The organism is Clostridium sp. UBA2485, assembly GCF_002341865.1.
Lineage (GTDB): Bacteria > Bacillota > Clostridia > Clostridiales > Clostridiaceae > Clostridium_J.
Genome location: NZ_DDOV01000071.1, coordinates 23,250 through 43,131, shown reverse-complemented (window position 1 = coordinate 43,131; position 19,882 = coordinate 23,250). Strand labels below are relative to the sequence as shown.

The following is a 19,882-nucleotide window of genomic DNA, read 5'->3' as shown; positions in this document are numbered from 1 at the left end:
ACATTGAAAGTATATGTAATATTATATACAATAAGTATTGGATAATATAAGTATATTATATATATTTATCCAGTAGCATTATATATAACAATAACTTATTTATAGTTTGATAACATAAAAATGGAGGAAAAATGGAATGAAAAAGAGAAGTAGGTCAATAAATATTTGTGTAACATTTATAATATTAATCTTACTAATAGGGAGTATGTTATATAAAAATAGCTCACTTTATATTAGTTCAGATAGCTATCTATCAAGTGAAGAAGCAAAAAAAAGTGTTTATTCTACGAAAAATGAAAAAGACACTGAAGATGGAAAAAGCTTTGAGTTTGATAGATTTACAGGTAAATGGTCAATAATAGAGTTTACTTCAGACAAAGATAATAAAATAACTATAAATGATAATACAAAAATTAACAAAGGTAAGTTTTATATTGTAGTGTTAGATTCAGATTATAATATAATAGCTAAAAAAGATGAATCAAATGAAGGTGGAGATATAAATTTTACTACACCTAAAAGTGGGAAATATATTATTAGAATTGTTGGAAAAAATGCAAGTGGCAATTTAAATATAAAAATAAATGCAAATAATGATATAAAGATTTCTCATAAAGGTTTTTTTGAGTAATTAATTTAATAATTCTTTAGTAGTAATAAAAATTTTTTAGTATAACTGCTACTTACTTTAATAATTGAGAGGAAATTTCTCTTTCAGAAAATTAAGAAAAGTACTGTACAAAGTATTTTTTTAATGTTATATTAAATAATGTAAAAGTTAATAAGAAAATAAGTTCTTCAGGGCAGGGTGAAATTCCCTACCGGCGGTAAAGCCCGCGAGCGGTTCATGTACATGGACTGCTGATTTGGTGAAGCTGATAATTGATTATCTGGCAATTCCAAAGCCGACAGTAAAGTCTGGATGGGAGAAGAAGCAGAGAGAATATCTCTACTTATTTTGATGCAGTCGTTATATTTATTTTGCGGATGTTTTTATTATGCAATTTAAATTTAATTAGCTATCGAATTTTATGCCCTGAATATTTTTATATTCAGGGCTTTTTGTGTTTTAAAATAAAGAAAAATTCTCCTAACTATTGCCTGAAGTAAAAAGGAGAGGATTGCTTGGATGAAAATTATATGGCAAGAGCTTTAGAACTTGCAAAACTGGGGACTGGATATACATCTCCAAATCCAATGGTAGGATGCGTCATCGTAAAGGATGGACGTATCATAGGTGAGGGATGGCATATGAAATACGGTGGTCTTCATGCAGAGAGAAATGCATTTTTAAGCTGCATAGAAGACACGAAAGGGGCAGAACTGTATGTGACTTTGGAACCATGCTGTCACCATGGGAAGACACCACCCTGTACGGAAGCCATTGTGGAACATGGAATAAAGAGGGTGATTGTAGGTTGTACTGATCCTAATCCTCTAGTTGGTGGAAAAGGAATTGAATTTTTAAGAGAACATGGCATTGAAGTAACAATGGGAGTATTGGAAGAGGAATGTAGGAAACTAAATGAAGTATTCTTTCATTACATTTCCACGAAAGAACCTTTTGTCGTATTAAAATACGCAATGACCTTAGATGGAAAGATTGCATCTTGTACAGGGAATTCCAAATGGATAACAGGAGAAGATACTAGAGGACATGTGCATTATCTACGAAAAAAATACACAGGAATTATGGTAGGAATAGGAACAGTATTAGCAGACGATCCAATGTTAGACTGCAGAATAGACCATGGAGTAAATCCTATTCGAATCATATGTGATTCAAACTTAAGAATTCCACTAGAGAGCAAAATTGTAAAATCATCTCATGAAATTGAGACAATAATTGCTTTCTGCAAAGGAGATGAAGAAAAAAAGTATAAGCTTAGCAAGGCAGGGGTAACTCTTATGGAATTTCAAGATGATGAAAGAATTAATTTAAAGAAGCTCATGGAAAGGCTTGGTGAAAAAGGCGTCGATAGCATTTTGCTTGAAGGGGGAGGAACCTTAAACGAGGCAGCTCTAGAGGCAGGAATTATAAAAAAGGCATATGTTTACATAGCGCCTAAGATAATTGGAGGAAAAGAAGCCCTTACGCCTATTGAAGGTAAGGGGCGGAAACAGATGAGTGATGCTTTTCAACTAGAAGATACCACAATAGCAAAGTTTGAAAATGATTTCTGCATAGAAGGATATTTGAGGAGTTGAAATTATGTTTACTGGAATTATTGAGGAGATAGGAACTATAAAGTCAGTTAGAAATGGAAGCAAATCATCTATTTTAACTATTGAATGCAAGGAGATTCTAGAGGATACAAAAATCGGAGATAGCATTGCAGTTAATGGAGTATGTCTTACCGTAACTGATATGGCAAAGGATGGATTTACTGCAGATGTCATGTCTGAAACAATGAACAGAAGCACTCTTGGGAATATTGGAAGCGGTTCAAAAGTAAATCTAGAAAGAGCTATGCTTGCCAATGGAAGATTTGGAGGACATATGGTATCTGGACATATTGATGGGATAGGATGCATATCGCACATAAGAAGAGATGACAATGCTGTTTGGTACACCATTACCACAGATAAAAAACAGCTTTGCTATATTGTGGAAAAGGGATCTATTGCAATAGATGGAATCAGTCTGACCATTGCCTGTGTAGATGAAGAGGGATTTAAAGTATCAATTATACCTCATACGCAAAAAGAAACTATTTTATCTTATAAGAAAATTGGTGATAAGGTAAATTTGGAATGTGATATGGTAGGAAAATATATTGAAAAGCTTTTAAAATCAAAGGAATCAGAAAATAATAGTAAGATTACGGAACAGTTTTTAATCGAACATGGTTTTTAGGAGGAGGATATTATGAAAAAAATAAACACAATAGAAGAAGCAATAGAAGATATCAGAAGTGGAAAAATCGTTCTAATTATCGATGACCCTGACAGAGAGAATGAAGGAGATTTAGTATGTGCAGCAGAATTTGCAACACAGGAAAATGTAAATTTTATGGCATGTTATGGAAAAGGGTTAATATGTATGCCTATGAGTGCCAAGTTGACTAAGAAGCTTGGACTAGAACAGATGGTAAAAAATAATACAGATAATCATTCTACAGCTTTTACTGTTTCTATCGACCATGTAGATACCACTACAGGGATTTCTGCTTATGAAAGATCCATTACTGCTATAAAGGCAGTAGAAGATGATGCTAATCCGGAAGATTTTAGACGTCCTGGTCATATGTTTCCTTTAGAGTCAAAAGAAGGCGGTGTAATTGAAAGAAGGGGGCATACGGAGGCAACTGTTGATTTGGTAAAGCTTGCAGGACTTAAAGAATGTGGATTATGTTGTGAAATTATGAGAGAAGATGGGATGATGATGCGTACCACAGAGCTTTTGGAATTTGCAAAGGTACATAAATTAACGGTGATAACTATTGCAGATTTAGTATCTTATCGATTAAAAGAAGAAAGTTTTATAAAGAAGAGTGCAAAAGCAAAGCTGCCTACGAAGTACGGCGAATTTACCATTTATGGTTATGAAAACACATTAAATGGAGAGGAGCATGTAGCTTTAGCAATGGGAGATGTAGCTGATGGAGATCCTGTTTTATGTCGCCTCCATTCTGAATGTTTAACTGGTGACATATTAGGCTCACGTCGCTGTGACTGTGGTGAACAACTTGATGCTGCTATGAAAGCTATTGCAGAAGAAGGAAGAGGGATTATTCTGTATATGCGTCAAGAGGGAAGAGGAATAGGACTTATCAATAAGTTAAAGGCTTATGAACTTCAAGAACAGGGATATGATACGGTAGAAGCTAATATCAAGCTTGGTTTTCCAGAAGATTTAAGGGATTATGGAGTTAGCGCTCAAATATTATATGATTTAGGAGCAACAGAACTTTTACTTTTAACAAATAATCCTAAAAAGATAACAGGACTAGCTGATTACGGTATTACTATAAAAAACCGTGTTCCTATTCAAATTAATCCTAACAAAGATGATAGATTTTATCTTATGACTAAACAGATAAAGATGGAACATATGACAACTTATTAGTGTGATATGGTGAAAGTATCCGAGGTTAATAGAAGAGATTTATAAAGAATAATTGGAGGAAAAGAAATGAGAAGATTGGAAGGAAATGTAGTAGCAAGCAATATAAAAGTAGGAGTTGTAGCAGCAAGATTCAATGAATTTATTGTATCAAAATTAGTATCTGGAGCTCAGGATGCATTAATACGTCATGGAGTTAATGATGATGATATTACCATTGCATGGGTTCCAGGAGCTTTTGAAATTCCATTAGTGGCACAAAAAATGGCGTCATCCGGAAAATATGATACAGTTATTTGTCTTGGAGCAGTTATTAAAGGTTCTACTACCCATTATGATTATGTATGTGCAGAAGTATCAAAAGGAGTTGCTTCTATAGGTTTATCAACAGGAGTTCCTACGATTTTTGGAGTACTTACAACAGATAATATTGAACAAGCTATTGAAAGAGCAGGTACAAAAGCTGGAAATAAGGGATATGATGCTGCTTGTACAGCAATTGAAATGGTTAATTTGATTAAGAATATTTAGTTTAAGTAATAATTAATTTATCCATTTGATTAGATTTTTATAAAAAGCTTAATTAAATAAACAAAAAACCATACAATTTAGATTCTTGAGAATTTAAATTGTATGATTTTTATCATAGAATATTAAAAAGTATTTGCTAAATATAACCATAATGTGATAAAATGATTTTGGAAAATTGAATATATTGAAAATAGGTTTAATAGATATTTTAATATCTATTAATTAAAAGGGAAGTGGGTTGAATCCCACGCGGTCCCGCCACTGTAATAGATGAGTTCCTGCAATTATGCCACTGGGAAACTGGGAAGGCTGTAGGAATGTTGATGCTTAAGCCAGAAGACCTGCCTATTTTAGTATACTAATAACTCTACGAGCGATGGGGGGTATAAATATTTGAAAAATATTTTTTTTGATAGATAGCCCTTTAACTGTTGTTAAAGGGCTATTATTTATGAAAAAATAATTTATTTTATAGGAGGTGAAAGGTTTTATTAGAGAAAAAGGTTTGTATAATGCAAATAATGTGCATTATCAATTAATAATATGCATTTTAAAATGCTCATAAAATTATATAAGAATGATAAAATTTTGAAAAATAATCTTAATTACATTACAATTATCGGAAAATTTCAAATTACCGAACTACTTTAGGAGGAATACTTATGAAAAAAGTATTTAGTATTATATTAACTTTATTAATGATTATAAGTTTAGGGGGGTGCTCACAAGGAGATGGGAAAAGTGAGTCTGCAGAAAGTAAGGTTATTGAAGTAGAAGATATTAACGGAGATAAAATTGTTTTAGAAAAACCAGCAGAAAAAATATTCTTAGGATTTTATATAGAAAATTATATTGCTGTATCTGGAGATTTTAAGTTAGATAGAATCGTTGCAATGTCAAAAGGGGAAACAAAGGATTTAATGAATGCAATGTGGACTAAATATGCAGAAGTAATTCCAAACTTAGAAGGATGTATAGACACAGGTTCAATTTATTTAGATAGTTTCAGTATGGAAAAGCTAATTGATGCCAAACCAGATTTAGTAATTCTTGCACCTTATCAAGCAAAAAAATTAGGAGATGGTATTAATACAATTAAAAATCTTGGAATTCCTATAGCAGTAGTTGATTACAATTCATTCACTTTAGAAAAGCATATAAAGAGTACAGAAATACTCGGTAAGCTTCTTGGCACAGAAGAGAGAGCAAAAGAACTTATAGAAAACTATAAAAAGCAGACAGAAGATGTTGAAAATAAATTAAAAGAAATGCCAGAAAGTGAATTTAAATCTGTTTATTTTGAGCTTGCAAGCCAAGGACCAGAAACCTATGGAAATTCTTATGGAGATTCCCTATGGGGAAATATACTTAAAACTGCAAAATGCAGTAACATAGCACAGGGAAAAGTTACAGATTATGGACCATTAAATCCTGAGTATGTTATATCTAGCAATCCACAGCTTATAATTTTTTCTGGACAAACTAATTCTAAAGATCAAGGCAAACAAAGATTTGAAATGGGATTTGATGTTAAAAGTGAAAGAGCTTTAGAAACAATGAATATGTATTTGAAAAGGCCGGGTTGGGAGAATTTAAATGCAGTGAAGGATAAAGAAATATATGGGGTTGATCACAGTGGACTTAGAACACTTTATGATTACGTATATCTTCAATATATTGCAAAAGCTATTCACCCAGAAAAGTTTACAGATGTAGATCCACTAGTAAATCTAAATGAGTTCTATACAAAGTATTTACCTGTAAAGCCAGAGGGTACTTTTATGATAAAGGAGGAATAGATAATGACAAATAAAAAAGAAGCACTAGAAGAGTTAAGTAATGGAGAACATATATACAAGAATATCAATCAAAAAAGACTTCTTTTATTTGTTATTGTAATTTCATTATTAGCTGTATTTTGTATCATAGATTTAGCTGTTGGACCATCTGGTATGTCTTTATCTGATGTAATAAGTACATTGTTGCAAGGACCAAAGAATAAAAGTGTACATTCAGCTGTAATGTGGTCTATAAGACTGCCGATGACTCTAACATGTGTATTTGTCGGAGCTTCATTAGGTCTTGCAGGGTCTCATATGCAGACAATACTTAATAATCCTTTAGCAAGTCCATATACTCTTGGTATTTCTTCAGCAGCAGGGTTTGGAGCTTCACTTGCTATCTTAACAGGGTTTACTATTGGAAATATAGGTTGGATTTCTATACCGCTAATGGCGTTTTTATTTTCATTTATATCTAGCATGTGTATTTATTTTATAGGAAAAAATAAAGGAATGAAATCTATAACAATGATATTAACAGGGATTGTTATTCATTTTTTATTTCAGGCACTGCAATCCTTAGTTCAATATATGTCTGCACCAGAAGTATCTCAACAAATTGTATTTTGGATGTTTGGAAGCTTACTAAAATCTACTTGGGTTGGTGTTTTTGTTACAATGTCAATTTTTATTATATGCCTTTTATTAACTACAACAGTAGTGTGGAAAATAACAGCATTATCTGCTGGTGAAGAAAGAGCAAGAAGTCTTGGAATAGATGTAGACAAGCTAAAACTAAAAGTATTTACAATTGCAACCTTGCTAACAACTGGGGCAGTTTCTTTTATAGGGCCTATTGGATTTATAGGATTGATTTCTCCTCACTTTGCTAGATTATCAGTTGGAGAAGATCAAAGGTATTTATCTCCTGTCTCTGCCATGTTTGGAGCTCTTATTATGGTGGTTGCTTCTATAATATCTAAAATAATAAAACCAGGTGCATTAATACCAATAGGGATTGTTACATCTATTGTCGGGGTACCATTCTTATTATTTTTATTACTATCGAAAGGAGCAGAATAATGAGTTTTATTACAGCAGAAAGAGTTTCAGTTAAGTTTAAGAATAAAGAAGTCTTAAAAGATATTACCGCTACCTTTCATGAGGGAGAGATAACTTCTATCATCGGTCCAAATGGTACAGGAAAGACTACATTTATAAAAGCTATGTCAAAAATGATCAATTATGAAGGGACTATACATATGGACAGAAATCCAAAGGAAAAAATTCCTATAGAGAAAATGGCCTATGTTCCACAGATGAGTAATAGTAACTCTAATTTAACTGTATTTGAAATGGTATTGCTTGGACATATGAAGGATCTAAGATGGAAGATTTCTAAAGATAAGCTAGAAGAAACAAATAAAATATTAAAGAAAATAAATTTAAGTCATCTAAGCTATAATAAGTTTTCTAGTTTAAGTGGTGGAGAAAAACAACTTGTGATTATGGCACAAGCTTTAGTTTCAAAGCCAAAGATATTACTACTAGATGAACCAACCAGTGCGTTAGATATAAGGCATCAATTACAGGTTTTAGATCTAGCAAGAGAATACACCACAGAAAACAATGCTATTACTATTATAGTAATCCATGATTTAGCGTTATCTACGAGATACAGTGATAAGTTTATACTACTTAGCGAAGGATATGTGGCTAAAGAAGGAAAGCCGGAAGAAGTGTTAGATCCATTACTATTAAAAGAGGTATATAAAGTAGAAGTAGAGGTTTGTTGTACAAAGAAAGGTTATCTTAGTGTGACACCAATTAATTGCAGTTAGTATTGATATAACATTATTTTATTAATGTTTAAATATTAAAAGTATAAAGAGGTTGAGAGGTTAATGTATATGGAAAAACATAAATTTTTATTAGATTTAAAATTAATAAACGTGGATATTAATGAAATTATGAGTTTATGTAAGGAACATAGTGAATGTTTTATAGTTTTGAAAGATAAGCTTGATTACGTATGCGATTTTATATTAGATAGTTCTAATAATTTAAAATGGAGCAAATATGTATCAAAAGAAGACTATGATACTTTAGTGAAAGAAGTGAGAGAGGCTAATTCAAAGGCTTTAGGATGGGTTGAAAAATGTCAAGCACGCAGTATATTAAATAATAACTTAGATTCATTTAAGTATTCTGATGAACTAAGGCTAGCAGTAGAAAATGAAATATTAGAATTTGATATAAATAATAAATCAAAAATTTTATTTATAGGTTCTGGGGCTATGCCTATAACAGCATTCACTATAAATGATGAAGTTAACTCTGAAGTAGTTTGTTTAGATGTTGATAATGAAGCGCTTGAGCTATCAGAGAAGTTATCTGATAAGTATGGCATTAAAAATATATCATTTTCATCAGAAGATATAAGTAATTTTGATTTAAATAGTTTTAGCCATATTATAATAGCTTCTTTAGTTGAACCCAAATTAGATATGGCAAAATATTTATTAGAAAATATTGATGGTGATACAAAGGTTATTTTGAGATATGGAAATAAATTAAAAAGTATATTTAATTATCCTTTAGATATAAAAGAAATAAAGAACTGCCAAAAAACAATAATAAAAGATAATAAGTATATTTATGAAAGCGTAGTTTTGGAGAAAACTTTATGATAAATAAGAATATGCATAATAGTTTAGAAAACACACTAATAATAGGTTCTGGACCAGTGGCAATTAATATGATAATTAATTTATCCAAGGGATTTTCAGATGAAATTGGAATAGTTATTAGAAATAGTAATAAGTCTATATGTTTTGTAGAACAATTAAAAAACAACAATTTCATATTAAAAGGAAATGTAGCTAAAAAAGAATTAGCTATGATGGAAGGAAGGTATAAACTACAAAACTTATATATAGATTATTTTAACATAGAAGATATCTGGGAAACTATTATATTATGTGTTCCTTGTGACTGTTATATAGAAGTGTTAAAAAAATTAGATTTTAACAAACTAAAAAAAATCAAAACTATCATTTTAGTGTCACCAGAATTTGGGTCAAGCATCTTGGTTTCTAATTATTTAAAGTTATATGAAAGAGATATTGAAATAATTAGTTTATCAAATTATTTTGGAGCTACAAAATATATTTCAAAAGAATCTTTATTAGAAATAACAACAAAAGCTTTAAAGAAAAAGATATATATAGGTTCAACTTTTAAAAATAGTTCTAAGCTACTAGCTCTTAAAAACTTTTTAAAAGAAATTGGAGTTATTTGTGAAATATTAGATGAACCATTGGAAGTAGAAAGTAAGAACATAACTGTATTTGTACATCCAGCTTTCTTGATTAATAATATTAGTCTAAATCAAATATTTGATTATGATAAAACAAATAAATATGTGTACAAGCTGTATCCAGAGGGTCCAATAACAATGAAAACTATTGCCACAATGTGCTCTCTATGGAAAGAAATATCTAATGTATATAGCCATTTAAAAATTAAACCTATGAATCTTCTTAAGTTTTTAAATGATGATAATTATCCTGTGATGGAAGAATCTATATCCAGAGATGATATAGATAACTTTACTCAATACAGTAAAATAAAACAGGAGTATTTACTCTATGTTAGATATTCTTCAATATTAATAGATCCTTTTTCTATTCCTGATAGGGAGGGCAAATATTTTGAGTTTTCAAAGGTTCCCTATCCTAAAATTTACAAAGATAACTTAAGTAAATGGAATATACCTAGAATGCCCTTCGAGGACTATAGAAAGATTAAACTTTTATATAATATTGGGGCTATGCTAGATATAGAGATGAAAAATACAAAAGACCTAATAGATGTGTTTGATATGCATTTGAATAGATTTATTAATGATAAAGGCAAAGAAAATATGAATAATCATATATTTAAAGATGATATCTTAAATAATGCAAAAATTATAGTTGAGGAGCGATTTAATGAAAGTAAATAAAGGTGTTATGTTAGCAATACTGTCTTCTTTTACATTTAGTATAATGAATGTTTTGGTGAAGTCTGTAAGTTCTCGAATACCATCTAATGAAATAGCATTTTTTAGAGGTATAATTGGAACAATATTAATATTAATTTTAATGAAAATTTCTAATGTAAAGTTTTCTAAAGAGCAAAAACCATTATTGTTACTTAGAGGTATGCTTGGAGGACTTTATATGGTAACTTACTTTTTTGCTATTTCCACAATGAAGTTAGGAGATGCAGCAATACTTGTCCACTTATCTGGATTTTTTGTAATGATATTTGCATCTATTTTTCTAAAAGAAAAATTACCGAAAAATGGATGGATATTTATAATTATTATTCTATTTGGTGCGGCACTCATTATAAATCCTTTTAGATATTCTACTTATTCTTGTTATGCTATCTTTGGATTATTAAGTGCAATTTTATCAGCGAGTGCTTCAATTACTATAAGAAAATTGGCCAAATCTAAGAAACATCATCATTATGAAATTGTGTTTTATTTCTTAGCAGCATCTACTATAGTAGCTGCTATACTAATGAGAAATAATTTTGTAGTACCAACAGTAAGAGAATTTGTTTTGTTATTTATTTTAGGAGCTGTATCATTGTTAGCACAAATATTCTTAACAGGTGCTTTTGGAAATACCAATGCTGTAATTGTGGAAGTAGTAAGATATATAGGAATATTTTTCAATACGGCTTGGGGATTTATTTTATTTGGAGAATCCTTATCTATGTATTCTATTATAGGCGGAATACTCATTGTTGGAGCATCTATTGTCTTATCTAGGCAAAAAACAACGACATAAAAAATTAATACTAAAGTGGTATTATAGGAATTATTTCACATAGCGGAAAAGTTAGATAATTAATATCAATTTAGACATTATAATTTTTATAAAATTAAGCAATTTAAAAAAGTGGTTATCTTAAAAATTTGTTTTGAGATAGCTGCTTTTATTTTTAAAACTAAAAAATATATTTTAATTTTTTGGACAAAATAATTATATATAGATTTTATAACTTTAAGAATTTTAAAATACTTTTATAAGATATCTGCTTGAAGTTTTATAATAAGTTTGACCTTTACAATAAAATATTAAATTCATGTGAAAGTATAGGTGATATGATTATGAAGTATAAGAAAATAGTGGAATGTATTTTGATGGCAACTATAGTAGTATCAACTATTGGATCAAAAGCTTTAGGAATAGTAAGTGAACAAGATACAAGCATATCTACATTATGCTCAATGTCTAATGAAAGCATAGAAACTACAAATTATGAGGAGAGTTTAATAGGGTTAAAAGAAGGAAATGTAATAGAAACATTGCCCTCAAAAGGTAGTAGATTTATAGCTGCTAAGGGTATTGGTAGAGCCAGAGTAATACCTACATCTAAGGATGGAGAACTTCAATCTTCTATAGAAGTTAAAGTTGTAGAGAAGACAGATTATACAATAGACAATCCTTATAAGAATATAGATTGGCGTACAGCAAATCAATTAAAATCTAATCTCCATGCTCATACAAAAAAGAGTGATGGAAAAGATACAATACAAGAAGTATTAAATAAGTACTCAGAGCTTGGATATGGCGTATTAGCAATAACTGATCACGATCGCTTAACCTATCCTTGGAATGATCCTAAAAAAGGTGATAAAAATGTAATCATACCAAAAGGGTTAAATGGTATACCAGGCGCTGAGTTTTCATCTAAACATCATCATATAAATGGTTTTTTCTTAAAAGAAATTGAGAAATTATCAACAGAAGAAGAAGCGTTAAAATATATAGAAAGTCAAAATGCTTTAGCACATTTAAATCATCCAGGAAGGTATGATAAGCCACATACATGGTATATAAATTTATATAAACAATTTCCAAATTTAGTTGGATTAGAAGTTATAAATAAAGATGATAGATATCCTAATGATAGGAAGTTATGGGACGATATACTAACAGATATAATAGAAGAGAGAAATGTATGGGGATTTGCAAATGCTGATTCACATCGCCTTAATGAGGTTAATACAAGTTATAATAGAATGTTAATAGATGGAGAGTATACTGAAGAAAAATTTAGAAGAGCTATGGAAAATGGAGAGTTTTATTTTACAGCTAATATAAGTGCAGAGAATAATAGAAAAAATAATCCTAACATTCCAGCTCCAACTATTACTAATATTATAGTTGATAATGATAAGGATACCATAACAATAGAAGGGGAAAATATACAATATATTGAATGGATAGGTTCAAATAGTAGACAGCTAGGGAGAGGAAATTCTCTAAATTTAAATGAAGTTACATCACCTACTCCATATGTACGTGCAGTAATAGTAGGAGAAGGCGGAGTAAGCTTTACTCAACCATTTAAGGTTACTGCACAACAAGGAAAAATAGATTGAATACATTAGAATAAGTGAGCCTTATGATAAGTTTATATTTTTTTATGAAAAGAACAAATAAGTTTTTAAAGCCTTGATTAATCAGGGCTTTTTTTGTATGAACAAAATATTATAAAATAACATATAATATATTATTTACAATAGTGTACGTTATACAGTATAATCATAATAGGAGGTGATATTGTGGATAAGATTACAGAAGATGAGTTAATAGAAGGTTTAACTCTAGAGCTTAGAAGAGGAACGTTGGTCTTAAGTGTATTAAGTCAATTAAAGACACCACAATATGGCTATTCTCTTGTTACAAGTCTTCAAGATAAAGGAATGACTATAGATGCAAGTACGCTTTATCCTCTACTTAGAAGATTAGAAAGGCAGGGAATTCTGGAAAGTTCATGGGATACTGATGGAACGAAACCTAGAAAATATTATGTGATGAGTAAAATAGGGGAAATTGTTTTTAAAAGACTTTGTGATGTGTGGAAAGATATCGTGAAAACAACCAATAGTTTTATTGAATAGTAGGAGGGGTTTTATGAATGTTATTGATAGATATGTATATGCTGTAGTTTGCAAACTACCAGAAAAGGAAAGAAAAGAAGTAGAGGAAGAAATTAGGGGGCTTATCGATGATATAATCAACGGTTATGACGAAAATTTAACCTATGAAGAAAAGGCATATAAAGCTCTTAAAGAATTAGGAGATCCTGAAGTGCTTGCAGATAATTATAGAGGAGAGAAACGATATTTAATTGGGCCAAAATATTTTGATAGGTATATTTATGTTTTAAAAATAGTATTTTTAGCGGTATTTTTAGGAATAACAGTAGCGACCATAGTTGGTCGAATATTTAATGAACCTGCAAATGTATCTCAGATAGCTAACGTAATTACAGTGTATATTACCTCACTTTTCTCTGGAGCTATTCAAGGTGCAGCTTGGGTAACAGGAATTTTTGCAATTATTGAATATAAAGGTGTAAATATAGATGGGAATGGTAAAGATAAAAAAACTTGGGATCCGTCCAGCTTGCCAGAAGTACCAAATGAAAAAATTAGAATTAAGACATCGGAATCTATAGTGGGTATTATATTTACAACTATATTTTTTATTGTAGTTTATTTTATGCCACAACACTTAGTAGCATATATAACTGTTAATAATGAGACAAGAATGATTCCTATTTTTAATTTAGATGCAATAAAAAGTTTAGGTTTTATTATAATCATCCTATTTATATTAGGAATATCTAAGGAACTCACAAAACTTATTGCTGGTAAATGGACCATAAAATCAGCTGTAATTTATTCAATTTTAAGTGTGACATCTACAGCGGTATTAATTATATTCTTATTAAATCCAAAGATTTGGAACTCAAATTTTATAACTGAGATATCAACATTATTTGATATACAAAACTTACCTATAATGAACTGGGGTAATATGTTAGATGTATGTATTATCATTATAATAATAATAGCTATATTAGATATCCTTTGGGTTTTCTTTAAGTATATAAAATACGCAAATCATAAATAAATATTAAATAAGATCTTAATATTATTGTTTTATATCTATTTTTACTATTTATGTAATTATTTTAAATGGATGTAAGCAAATATTATATGAATTTTAAGGAAATAAAGGAATAAATAAAATACTTCTATCATATAAATTAATGAAATATTATTGTATATAGAGGTATTTTATGGAATATAAGTCATTATCAGCAGCACAAAAATGGATTCTAAAAGGTATCCCCATTCTTTTCTTAATTGGTAGCTTTATGCACTTTTTTTATGATTTTAGTGGGAAAAATGTAATAATTGGCCTCATCTCTCCTATAAATGAAAGTATTTGGGAACACTTGAAAATGATACTTTTACCTGTAATCTGTTGGTGGGGAATTTATTATCTAATAAAGGGTAAAAAACATAATATTGATAAAAACAAATGGTTTACTAGTGCTTTGATAGCTTTAGTAACATCTATTATAACAACTCCAATGCTATATTATTTTTACACTCAGGCATTTGGAATTGAGGTATTAATTGTGGATATTATTATATTATTTGTAAGTATTTTATTTGGCCAATTACTAGCATTTCATTTTTATAAATATTCTAAAGGTATAAATTCGCATATTTCTATGTATATTTTTATATTTTTAATCTTGATTTTTATGGTATTTACATTTTATCCACCTCATCTACCAATTTTTAGAGATGGTATAACAGGCCAATATGGAATAATTAAATAGAGCAAATTTATTATTTGATAAAAATAACAGACAATATTTAAATCATAAAAAAACTAAGGGGAAACTCTTAGTTTTTTTATTTTTAAAGTAAAAGCATACAAAAGATATTATAAAAAATAAATTTAGAAAATATGAAAAAGTACTTTATCTGTCGTAGTAATTATGGTATAGTATAATTACTACGACAGATGAAGTACGTTAGACGTAGTAATCGCACAAAGCATATGAAGAAAATATATGACCCATACTAGTTGGTTATTTTATTGAATGTGCCTTAATATAGTAGGAATAATAGTTATCTAATAAAATAAATTAGCATAGTTATTGAATAGGAGGGAGAATAACATTTGATAAGTAGTGATGTCATTAGAGGTTATAATGATACAATTATTCTTTTTACACTCTTAGATAAAGAATCCTATGGATATGAGATATCTAAAACAATAAAAAAGCTTTCAGAAGAAAAGTATGTCATCAAGGAAACAACATTATACTCTGCATTTACTAGATTAGAAAACAATGGATATATAGAGTCTTTTTATGGAGATGAGACTTTTGGAAAGAGGAGAACCTATTACAGAATCACCTCAAAAGGTCGTGAGTATTATAAGGATAAATGTGAAGAGTGGAAAGTTATAAAAGAAGTAATGAGTAAATTTATTAAGGAGATGAATGAAAGTGGAGACAATTAAAAATTATTTAGATAACATCTTTGCAAGTTTGCCGAAGAATGCTGAAACTATGAAGTTAAAAAAAGAGTTATTATACAATATGGAAGATAAATATAATGAGCTTAAAAAAAGTGGAAAGACAGAAAATGAAGCCATTGGTATTGTTATCTCAGAATTTGGTAATATTGATGAACTGATTGAGGAATTTGGCATTGATACTACAAAGGAAGCAAATAATATTAGAACAATTTCTATGGAAGAAGCAGAAAGCTTTATGGTTGATAAAGAGAAGTATGGAAATATGATTGCTATTGGAGTATTTTTATGTATTTTAGCTCCAGCAGCATTAATCTTTATTGAAGGGCTTGTAACAAACAATATGTCTATAATAGGAATTTATGAGGGAATTTTCAATGCAATTAGTATTGTATCACTACTTCTTTTAATTGCTGCTGCTGTTGGTCTGTTTATCTATTCTGGTACTAAGCTTGAAAAGTACAAGTATTTAGAAAGAGATTTTAATATTCCATCATATGTGAAAAACAAAGTTCAACAAAGAAAAGAAGAATTCTCATCAACTTTCACTATGAATATTATTATTGGTGTTATTCTTTGTGTATTATCACCTGCGCCATCAATTATTTTGTCTTCAATAAAAGGAAATGAATATAAATTATCCAGTTATGGAGTAGTTATATTATTAGTAATGGTAGCAATTGCTGTATTTATGTTTGTAAGAGTTGGAAATATAAACAGTAGTTATAGCATACTTTTACAAATTGAAGAATATTCTAAGAAAAGTAAAGAGAATAATAGAGTAATTGGTGCTGTTGGAGCGGTTGTATGGCCACTTACTACTGCAATATTCTTGATTGGCGGGGTTGTATTTGGGGCATGGAACATTTGCTGGATTGTATTTCCTATTACTGGTGTGCTTTTCGGAGCATTTAGTGGTGCATACACCATGATGAAGAGAGAGAATGAAAAATAATTCTACTATAAGTTTTGATTTTATATAAACATTTTTATGTCAAATAATTAATGGAAAATATAAATTATTTTTTATATAAATTCAAAAGAAAGCAGGAGAATTGATTAATGTTATAGTAGATATAAGGTACATGAAAAAATAAACAAGTCAGTATGCTAGTATATTTTGCGTCATGCTGCGCCGGAAGAACCCACTGATAGATATACTACCAGCTGAACTGGCCTCCTGCTTGATGTAAATATTCAGCGCATCTTTGACTTATTATTTAGTTTCATGTACCTAAAATTATTTTATATACTTTCAATGCAGCGGCAAAGAAGAAATATGAAATTAGAAAAATTAGAGGTTTTTAATGCTTACTTTATGAAATAGGAAGGAATGAATGTAAGTTGTGATTGATATAAAACTTGAAACATTTATAACTGTGGCTAATACAAAAAACTTTACAAGAGCTGCTAATATATTAAATATGACTCAGCCTGCAATTTCTCACCATATAAAGCTTTTAGAGGAATATTACAATGTAAAGTTAATAGAAAAAAAGCATAAGACTATGGAACTTACTAGGGCAGGGAATATATTGTATAAATATGCCTTAGAGGTAGATAAAATAAGTAAGTTGGTTAAAAATCAAATAACTAATGAGGCTTGCACTATAAAAAGATATGATGTAGGTGCTACTCTTACCATTGGAGGATACGTACTACCTCCTATTATAGGCAATTATAAAATGAGTAATAAAAATATAGATATAATACTTCAAGTGGAAAATACGGAAACTATAATTCAAAAGCTTTTTAGTGGAGAGATTATTTTAGGAGTTATCGAAGGACCTTTTGATAAGAATAAAGTTATTTATGAAAAGCTCAAAGATGATGAACTTGTATTTGCAATTTCAAGAAAACATCAATTGGCTAAAAGAAGAAGTATAACTATTGAAGAGGTTCTTATGGAAAAGCTTATATTGAGAGAAAGAGGATCTGGTACGAGAAAGGTTTTTGAAGATTATATAGCTGAGCAGGGATATGATCCTAAGAAAATTATTCCCTACATGGAAATTGGGGATATAACTGCAATCATATCTCTTGTAGAATCGGGATTAGGGGCTACGGTAGTATCTTGTGAAGCCTTAAAGCCTTCAGTGATAAGTAGAAAGATTAAGATATTACCAATTAAAAATTTAACAATAAAAAGAGAATTTAATTTTATATATTTAAAGAATTCAAATATGGAATTCATAAATAATTTTATTGATTTTTGTAAAAAGGAATGTAATAAGGCTGAACTAGGGAAAGAAATCCTCTAGTTCAGCCTTTTCTTATGAAGATTTTATGCTGCTTTAATTAATTTTAATATAAAGAATTTTTATTCTACTATAACTATTCTTAAGTTCAGTTTGTATCATAGAGGCGATATAATAAATATGATGATGTTACAAAAAATTCAATTTAACCTATTATGTTTATAAATTAACAAATTAAGTTGAAGGTGGGGGTAATGTGAAAATACTGGTTATAGGAGGGGTTGCTGCAGGGACCAAGACTGCTGCGAAGCTTAAGAGAGAAGACAAAAATTATGATGTAACTTTAATAACAAGAGACAAGCATATATCCTATGCAGGATGTGGACTTCCTTATTATATTGGTGGAGTCATTGAAGATAAAAAAGATCTTATAGTTAAAACACCTGAAGAATTTGAGAAATTTACCGGAGTTCAGGTATTTACACAATTGGAAGCAAAGGAAATATCAAAGAATTCAAAAGAGGTAGAAGTACAGGATTTAAGCAGTGGAGAAATAAAAAAGTTAAACTATGATAAATTAGTTATTGCTACTGGGGCATCTCCCTTTGTGCCAGCAATGGAAGGAAAAGATTTAGAGGGAGTTTTTACTATTAGGACTCCTGAAGATGCAGTGAAGATAAGAGAAGCTGTAGAACAAGGTGATGTGAAAAGAGCAGTTGTAATAGGTGGAGGTTTTATTGGAATAGAGGTAGCAGAAAATCTTATAGAACAAGGGGTAAAAGTTACACTAATAGAAATGGCACCACAAATATTACCAGGGTTTGATATAGAGATAGCTCATATTGCACAGGAACATCTTTTAGACAAAGGAATAATGCCTCTTATGGAAGAACAAGTAATTTCCATTGAAGGAGCAAATAGAGTAGAGAAAGTAATAACAGATAAAAGAAAAATAAAGGCAGACATGGTAGTTATGGCAATAGGAGTAAGGGCTAATACGGAGATTGCACAAAGAGCAGGAATAACCCTTGGAGAAAGAAATGCCATAAGGGTCAATGAATATATGGAAACCAGTGAGAAGGATATATATGCAGTAGGAGACTGTGCAGAGAATATAAATATTATTACAGAAAGCAAAGTGTGGTATCCAATGGGTTCAACCTCAAATAAGATGGGACGTATTGCAGCTCTTAATATATCAGGAGAGAGAGCGGCTTTGGATGGGGTTTTAGGTACTACTGTAGTAAAAATATTTGATATAAATACAGGCAAAACTGGATTATCAGAGCAGGATGCGAAATCTTCAGGATTCAATACCATAAGTATATTAGTTCCAACTAATGATAGGGCTCATTATTATCCAGGAGCTAAAAATATTGTTACAAAGCTTATTGCAGATAAAGACTCTAGAAGAATATTAGGAGCACAAATTATAGGTCCAGGAGTGATAGATAAACCTATTGATATATTGGCTACAGCCATAACCTTTAAAGCAAAAGTTGAAGATATAGAAAATTTAGACCTTGCATATGCACCACCATTTTCCATGGCAATGGCATCAACTATAGTGGCTGCAAATGTGCTTTTAAATAAAATGAATGGAAAAGTTGATACAGTAACTCCTATAGAATTCAGGCAGGATAAAGATAAGTATAGGGTAATTGATTTAAGAAGTGAAGATGAGTTTGAAGAAAAACATATTGAAGGTGCAATCAATATTCCTTTTGATAATATTAATGAGCATATAAACCATATTGAAAAGAATGAAAATTTAATTTTAGTTTGTAGGGTCGGTAAAATAGCGTATATAGCTTATAAAAAGCTTAAGGCTTTAGGATATAAAGATATAAAAATATTAGAAGGTGGAATGACAATACCACAAATATAGGGAAG

General features: G+C 30.0%; 19 protein-coding genes and 2 riboswitches. All 19 genes read left to right on the top strand.

Annotated features, from left to right (window positions below; translation table 11 throughout):
* The first annotated feature begins 136 nt into the window (after positions 1–136).
* The 19 genes from B3603_RS14255 to B3603_RS14165 all read left to right on the top strand — a co-directional run bounded on the left by B3603_RS14255 (position 137) and on the right by B3603_RS14165 (position 19,877).
* The gene (locus B3603_RS14255) at positions 137–631 is read left to right on the top strand and encodes a hypothetical protein (RefSeq protein WP_291566069.1); all 495 of its coding nucleotides are present in this window, start codon (positions 137–139) and stop codon (positions 629–631) included.
* 159 nt (positions 632–790) lie between these two features.
* Positions 791–938, top strand: a riboswitch (FMN riboswitch).
* Between the two features lie 202 nt (positions 939–1,140).
* Positions 1,141–2,208: a bifunctional diaminohydroxyphosphoribosylaminopyrimidine deaminase/5-amino-6-(5-phosphoribosylamino)uracil reductase RibD gene (ribD, locus tag B3603_RS14250; protein WP_291566149.1), complete on the top strand. Its 1,068-nt coding sequence runs from the start codon at positions 1,141–1,143 to the stop codon at positions 2,206–2,208.
* A gap of 4 nt (positions 2,209–2,212) precedes the next feature.
* Positions 2,213–2,857, top strand: a complete 645-nt coding sequence (gene ribE / locus B3603_RS14245) for a riboflavin synthase (RefSeq protein WP_291566067.1) — start codon at positions 2,213–2,215, stop codon at positions 2,855–2,857.
* 12 nt (positions 2,858–2,869) lie between these two features.
* Positions 2,870–4,069 carry a bifunctional 3,4-dihydroxy-2-butanone-4-phosphate synthase/GTP cyclohydrolase II gene (locus tag B3603_RS14240; protein ID WP_291566065.1) on the top strand — a complete coding sequence of 400 codons (1,200 nt, stop codon included), beginning with the start codon at positions 2,870–2,872 and terminating at the stop codon, positions 4,067–4,069.
* 66 nt (positions 4,070–4,135) lie between these two features.
* Positions 4,136–4,597: a 6,7-dimethyl-8-ribityllumazine synthase gene (ribE, locus tag B3603_RS14235; protein ID WP_291566063.1), complete on the top strand. Its 462-nt coding sequence runs from the start codon at positions 4,136–4,138 to the stop codon at positions 4,595–4,597.
* Between the two features lie 175 nt (positions 4,598–4,772).
* Positions 4,773–4,960: riboswitch (cobalamin riboswitch) on the top strand.
* 299 nt (positions 4,961–5,259) lie between these two features.
* Positions 5,260–6,396 carry an ABC transporter substrate-binding protein gene (locus tag B3603_RS14230; protein WP_291566061.1) on the top strand — a complete coding sequence of 379 codons (1,137 nt, stop codon included), beginning with the start codon at positions 5,260–5,262 and terminating at the stop codon, positions 6,394–6,396.
* A 3-nt stretch (positions 6,397–6,399) separates the two neighbouring features.
* Positions 6,400–7,461 carry a FecCD family ABC transporter permease gene (locus tag B3603_RS14225; protein WP_291566059.1) on the top strand — a complete coding sequence of 354 codons (1,062 nt, stop codon included), beginning with the start codon at positions 6,400–6,402 and terminating at the stop codon, positions 7,459–7,461.
* On the top strand, positions 7,461–8,219 hold the full coding sequence (locus tag B3603_RS14220; RefSeq protein ID WP_291566057.1) for an ABC transporter ATP-binding protein: 759 nt from the start codon (positions 7,461–7,463) through the stop codon (positions 8,217–8,219). The genes B3603_RS14225 and B3603_RS14220 overlap by 1 nt, the downstream gene beginning before the upstream one ends.
* 69 nt (positions 8,220–8,288) lie before the next feature.
* A complete protein-coding gene (locus tag B3603_RS14215; protein WP_291566055.1) occupies positions 8,289–9,068 on the top strand; it encodes a nicotianamine synthase family protein in 780 nt (259 codons plus the stop codon).
* A complete protein-coding gene (locus B3603_RS14210) occupies positions 9,065–10,384 on the top strand; it encodes an opine metallophore biosynthesis dehydrogenase (RefSeq protein WP_291566053.1) in 1,320 nt (439 codons plus the stop codon). The genes B3603_RS14215 and B3603_RS14210 overlap by 4 nt, the downstream gene beginning before the upstream one ends.
* Positions 10,371–11,222, top strand: coding sequence for a DMT family transporter (locus B3603_RS14205; protein ID WP_291566051.1), 852 nt, complete (start codon positions 10,371–10,373; stop codon positions 11,220–11,222). Before B3603_RS14210 ends, B3603_RS14205 begins: the two co-directional genes overlap by 14 nt.
* A 323-nt stretch (positions 11,223–11,545) precedes the next feature.
* A complete protein-coding gene (locus B3603_RS14200) occupies positions 11,546–12,823 on the top strand; it encodes a PHP domain-containing protein (protein WP_291566049.1) in 1,278 nt (425 codons plus the stop codon).
* A gap of 183 nt (positions 12,824–13,006) precedes the next feature.
* Positions 13,007–13,345: a PadR family transcriptional regulator gene (locus B3603_RS14195; protein ID WP_312573313.1), complete on the top strand. Its 339-nt coding sequence runs from the start codon at positions 13,007–13,009 to the stop codon at positions 13,343–13,345.
* Positions 13,346–13,358: 13 nt separating this feature from the next.
* The gene (locus tag B3603_RS14190) at positions 13,359–14,363 is read left to right on the top strand and encodes a hypothetical protein (RefSeq protein WP_291566046.1); all 1,005 of its coding nucleotides are present in this window, start codon (positions 13,359–13,361) and stop codon (positions 14,361–14,363) included.
* 169 nt (positions 14,364–14,532) lie between these two features.
* Entirely contained in the window at positions 14,533–15,084 is a 552-nt protein-coding gene (locus B3603_RS14185) for a DUF6512 family protein (RefSeq protein WP_291566044.1), read from the top strand.
* Between the two features lie 347 nt (positions 15,085–15,431).
* The gene (locus B3603_RS14180; RefSeq protein WP_291566042.1) at positions 15,432–15,776 is read left to right on the top strand and encodes a PadR family transcriptional regulator; all 345 of its coding nucleotides are present in this window, start codon (positions 15,432–15,434) and stop codon (positions 15,774–15,776) included.
* Positions 15,763–16,746, top strand: coding sequence for a permease prefix domain 1-containing protein (locus tag B3603_RS14175; protein WP_291566040.1), 984 nt, complete (start codon positions 15,763–15,765; stop codon positions 16,744–16,746). The genes B3603_RS14180 and B3603_RS14175 overlap by 14 nt, the downstream gene beginning before the upstream one ends.
* 391 nt (positions 16,747–17,137) lie before the next feature.
* Positions 17,138–18,052 carry a LysR family transcriptional regulator gene (locus B3603_RS14170; protein WP_291566038.1) on the top strand — a complete coding sequence of 305 codons (915 nt, stop codon included), beginning with the start codon at positions 17,138–17,140 and terminating at the stop codon, positions 18,050–18,052.
* A 193-nt stretch (positions 18,053–18,245) separates the two neighbouring features.
* A complete protein-coding gene (locus B3603_RS14165; protein ID WP_291566036.1) occupies positions 18,246–19,877 on the top strand; it encodes an FAD-dependent oxidoreductase in 1,632 nt (543 codons plus the stop codon).
* Positions 19,878–19,882 lie beyond the last annotated feature (5 nt).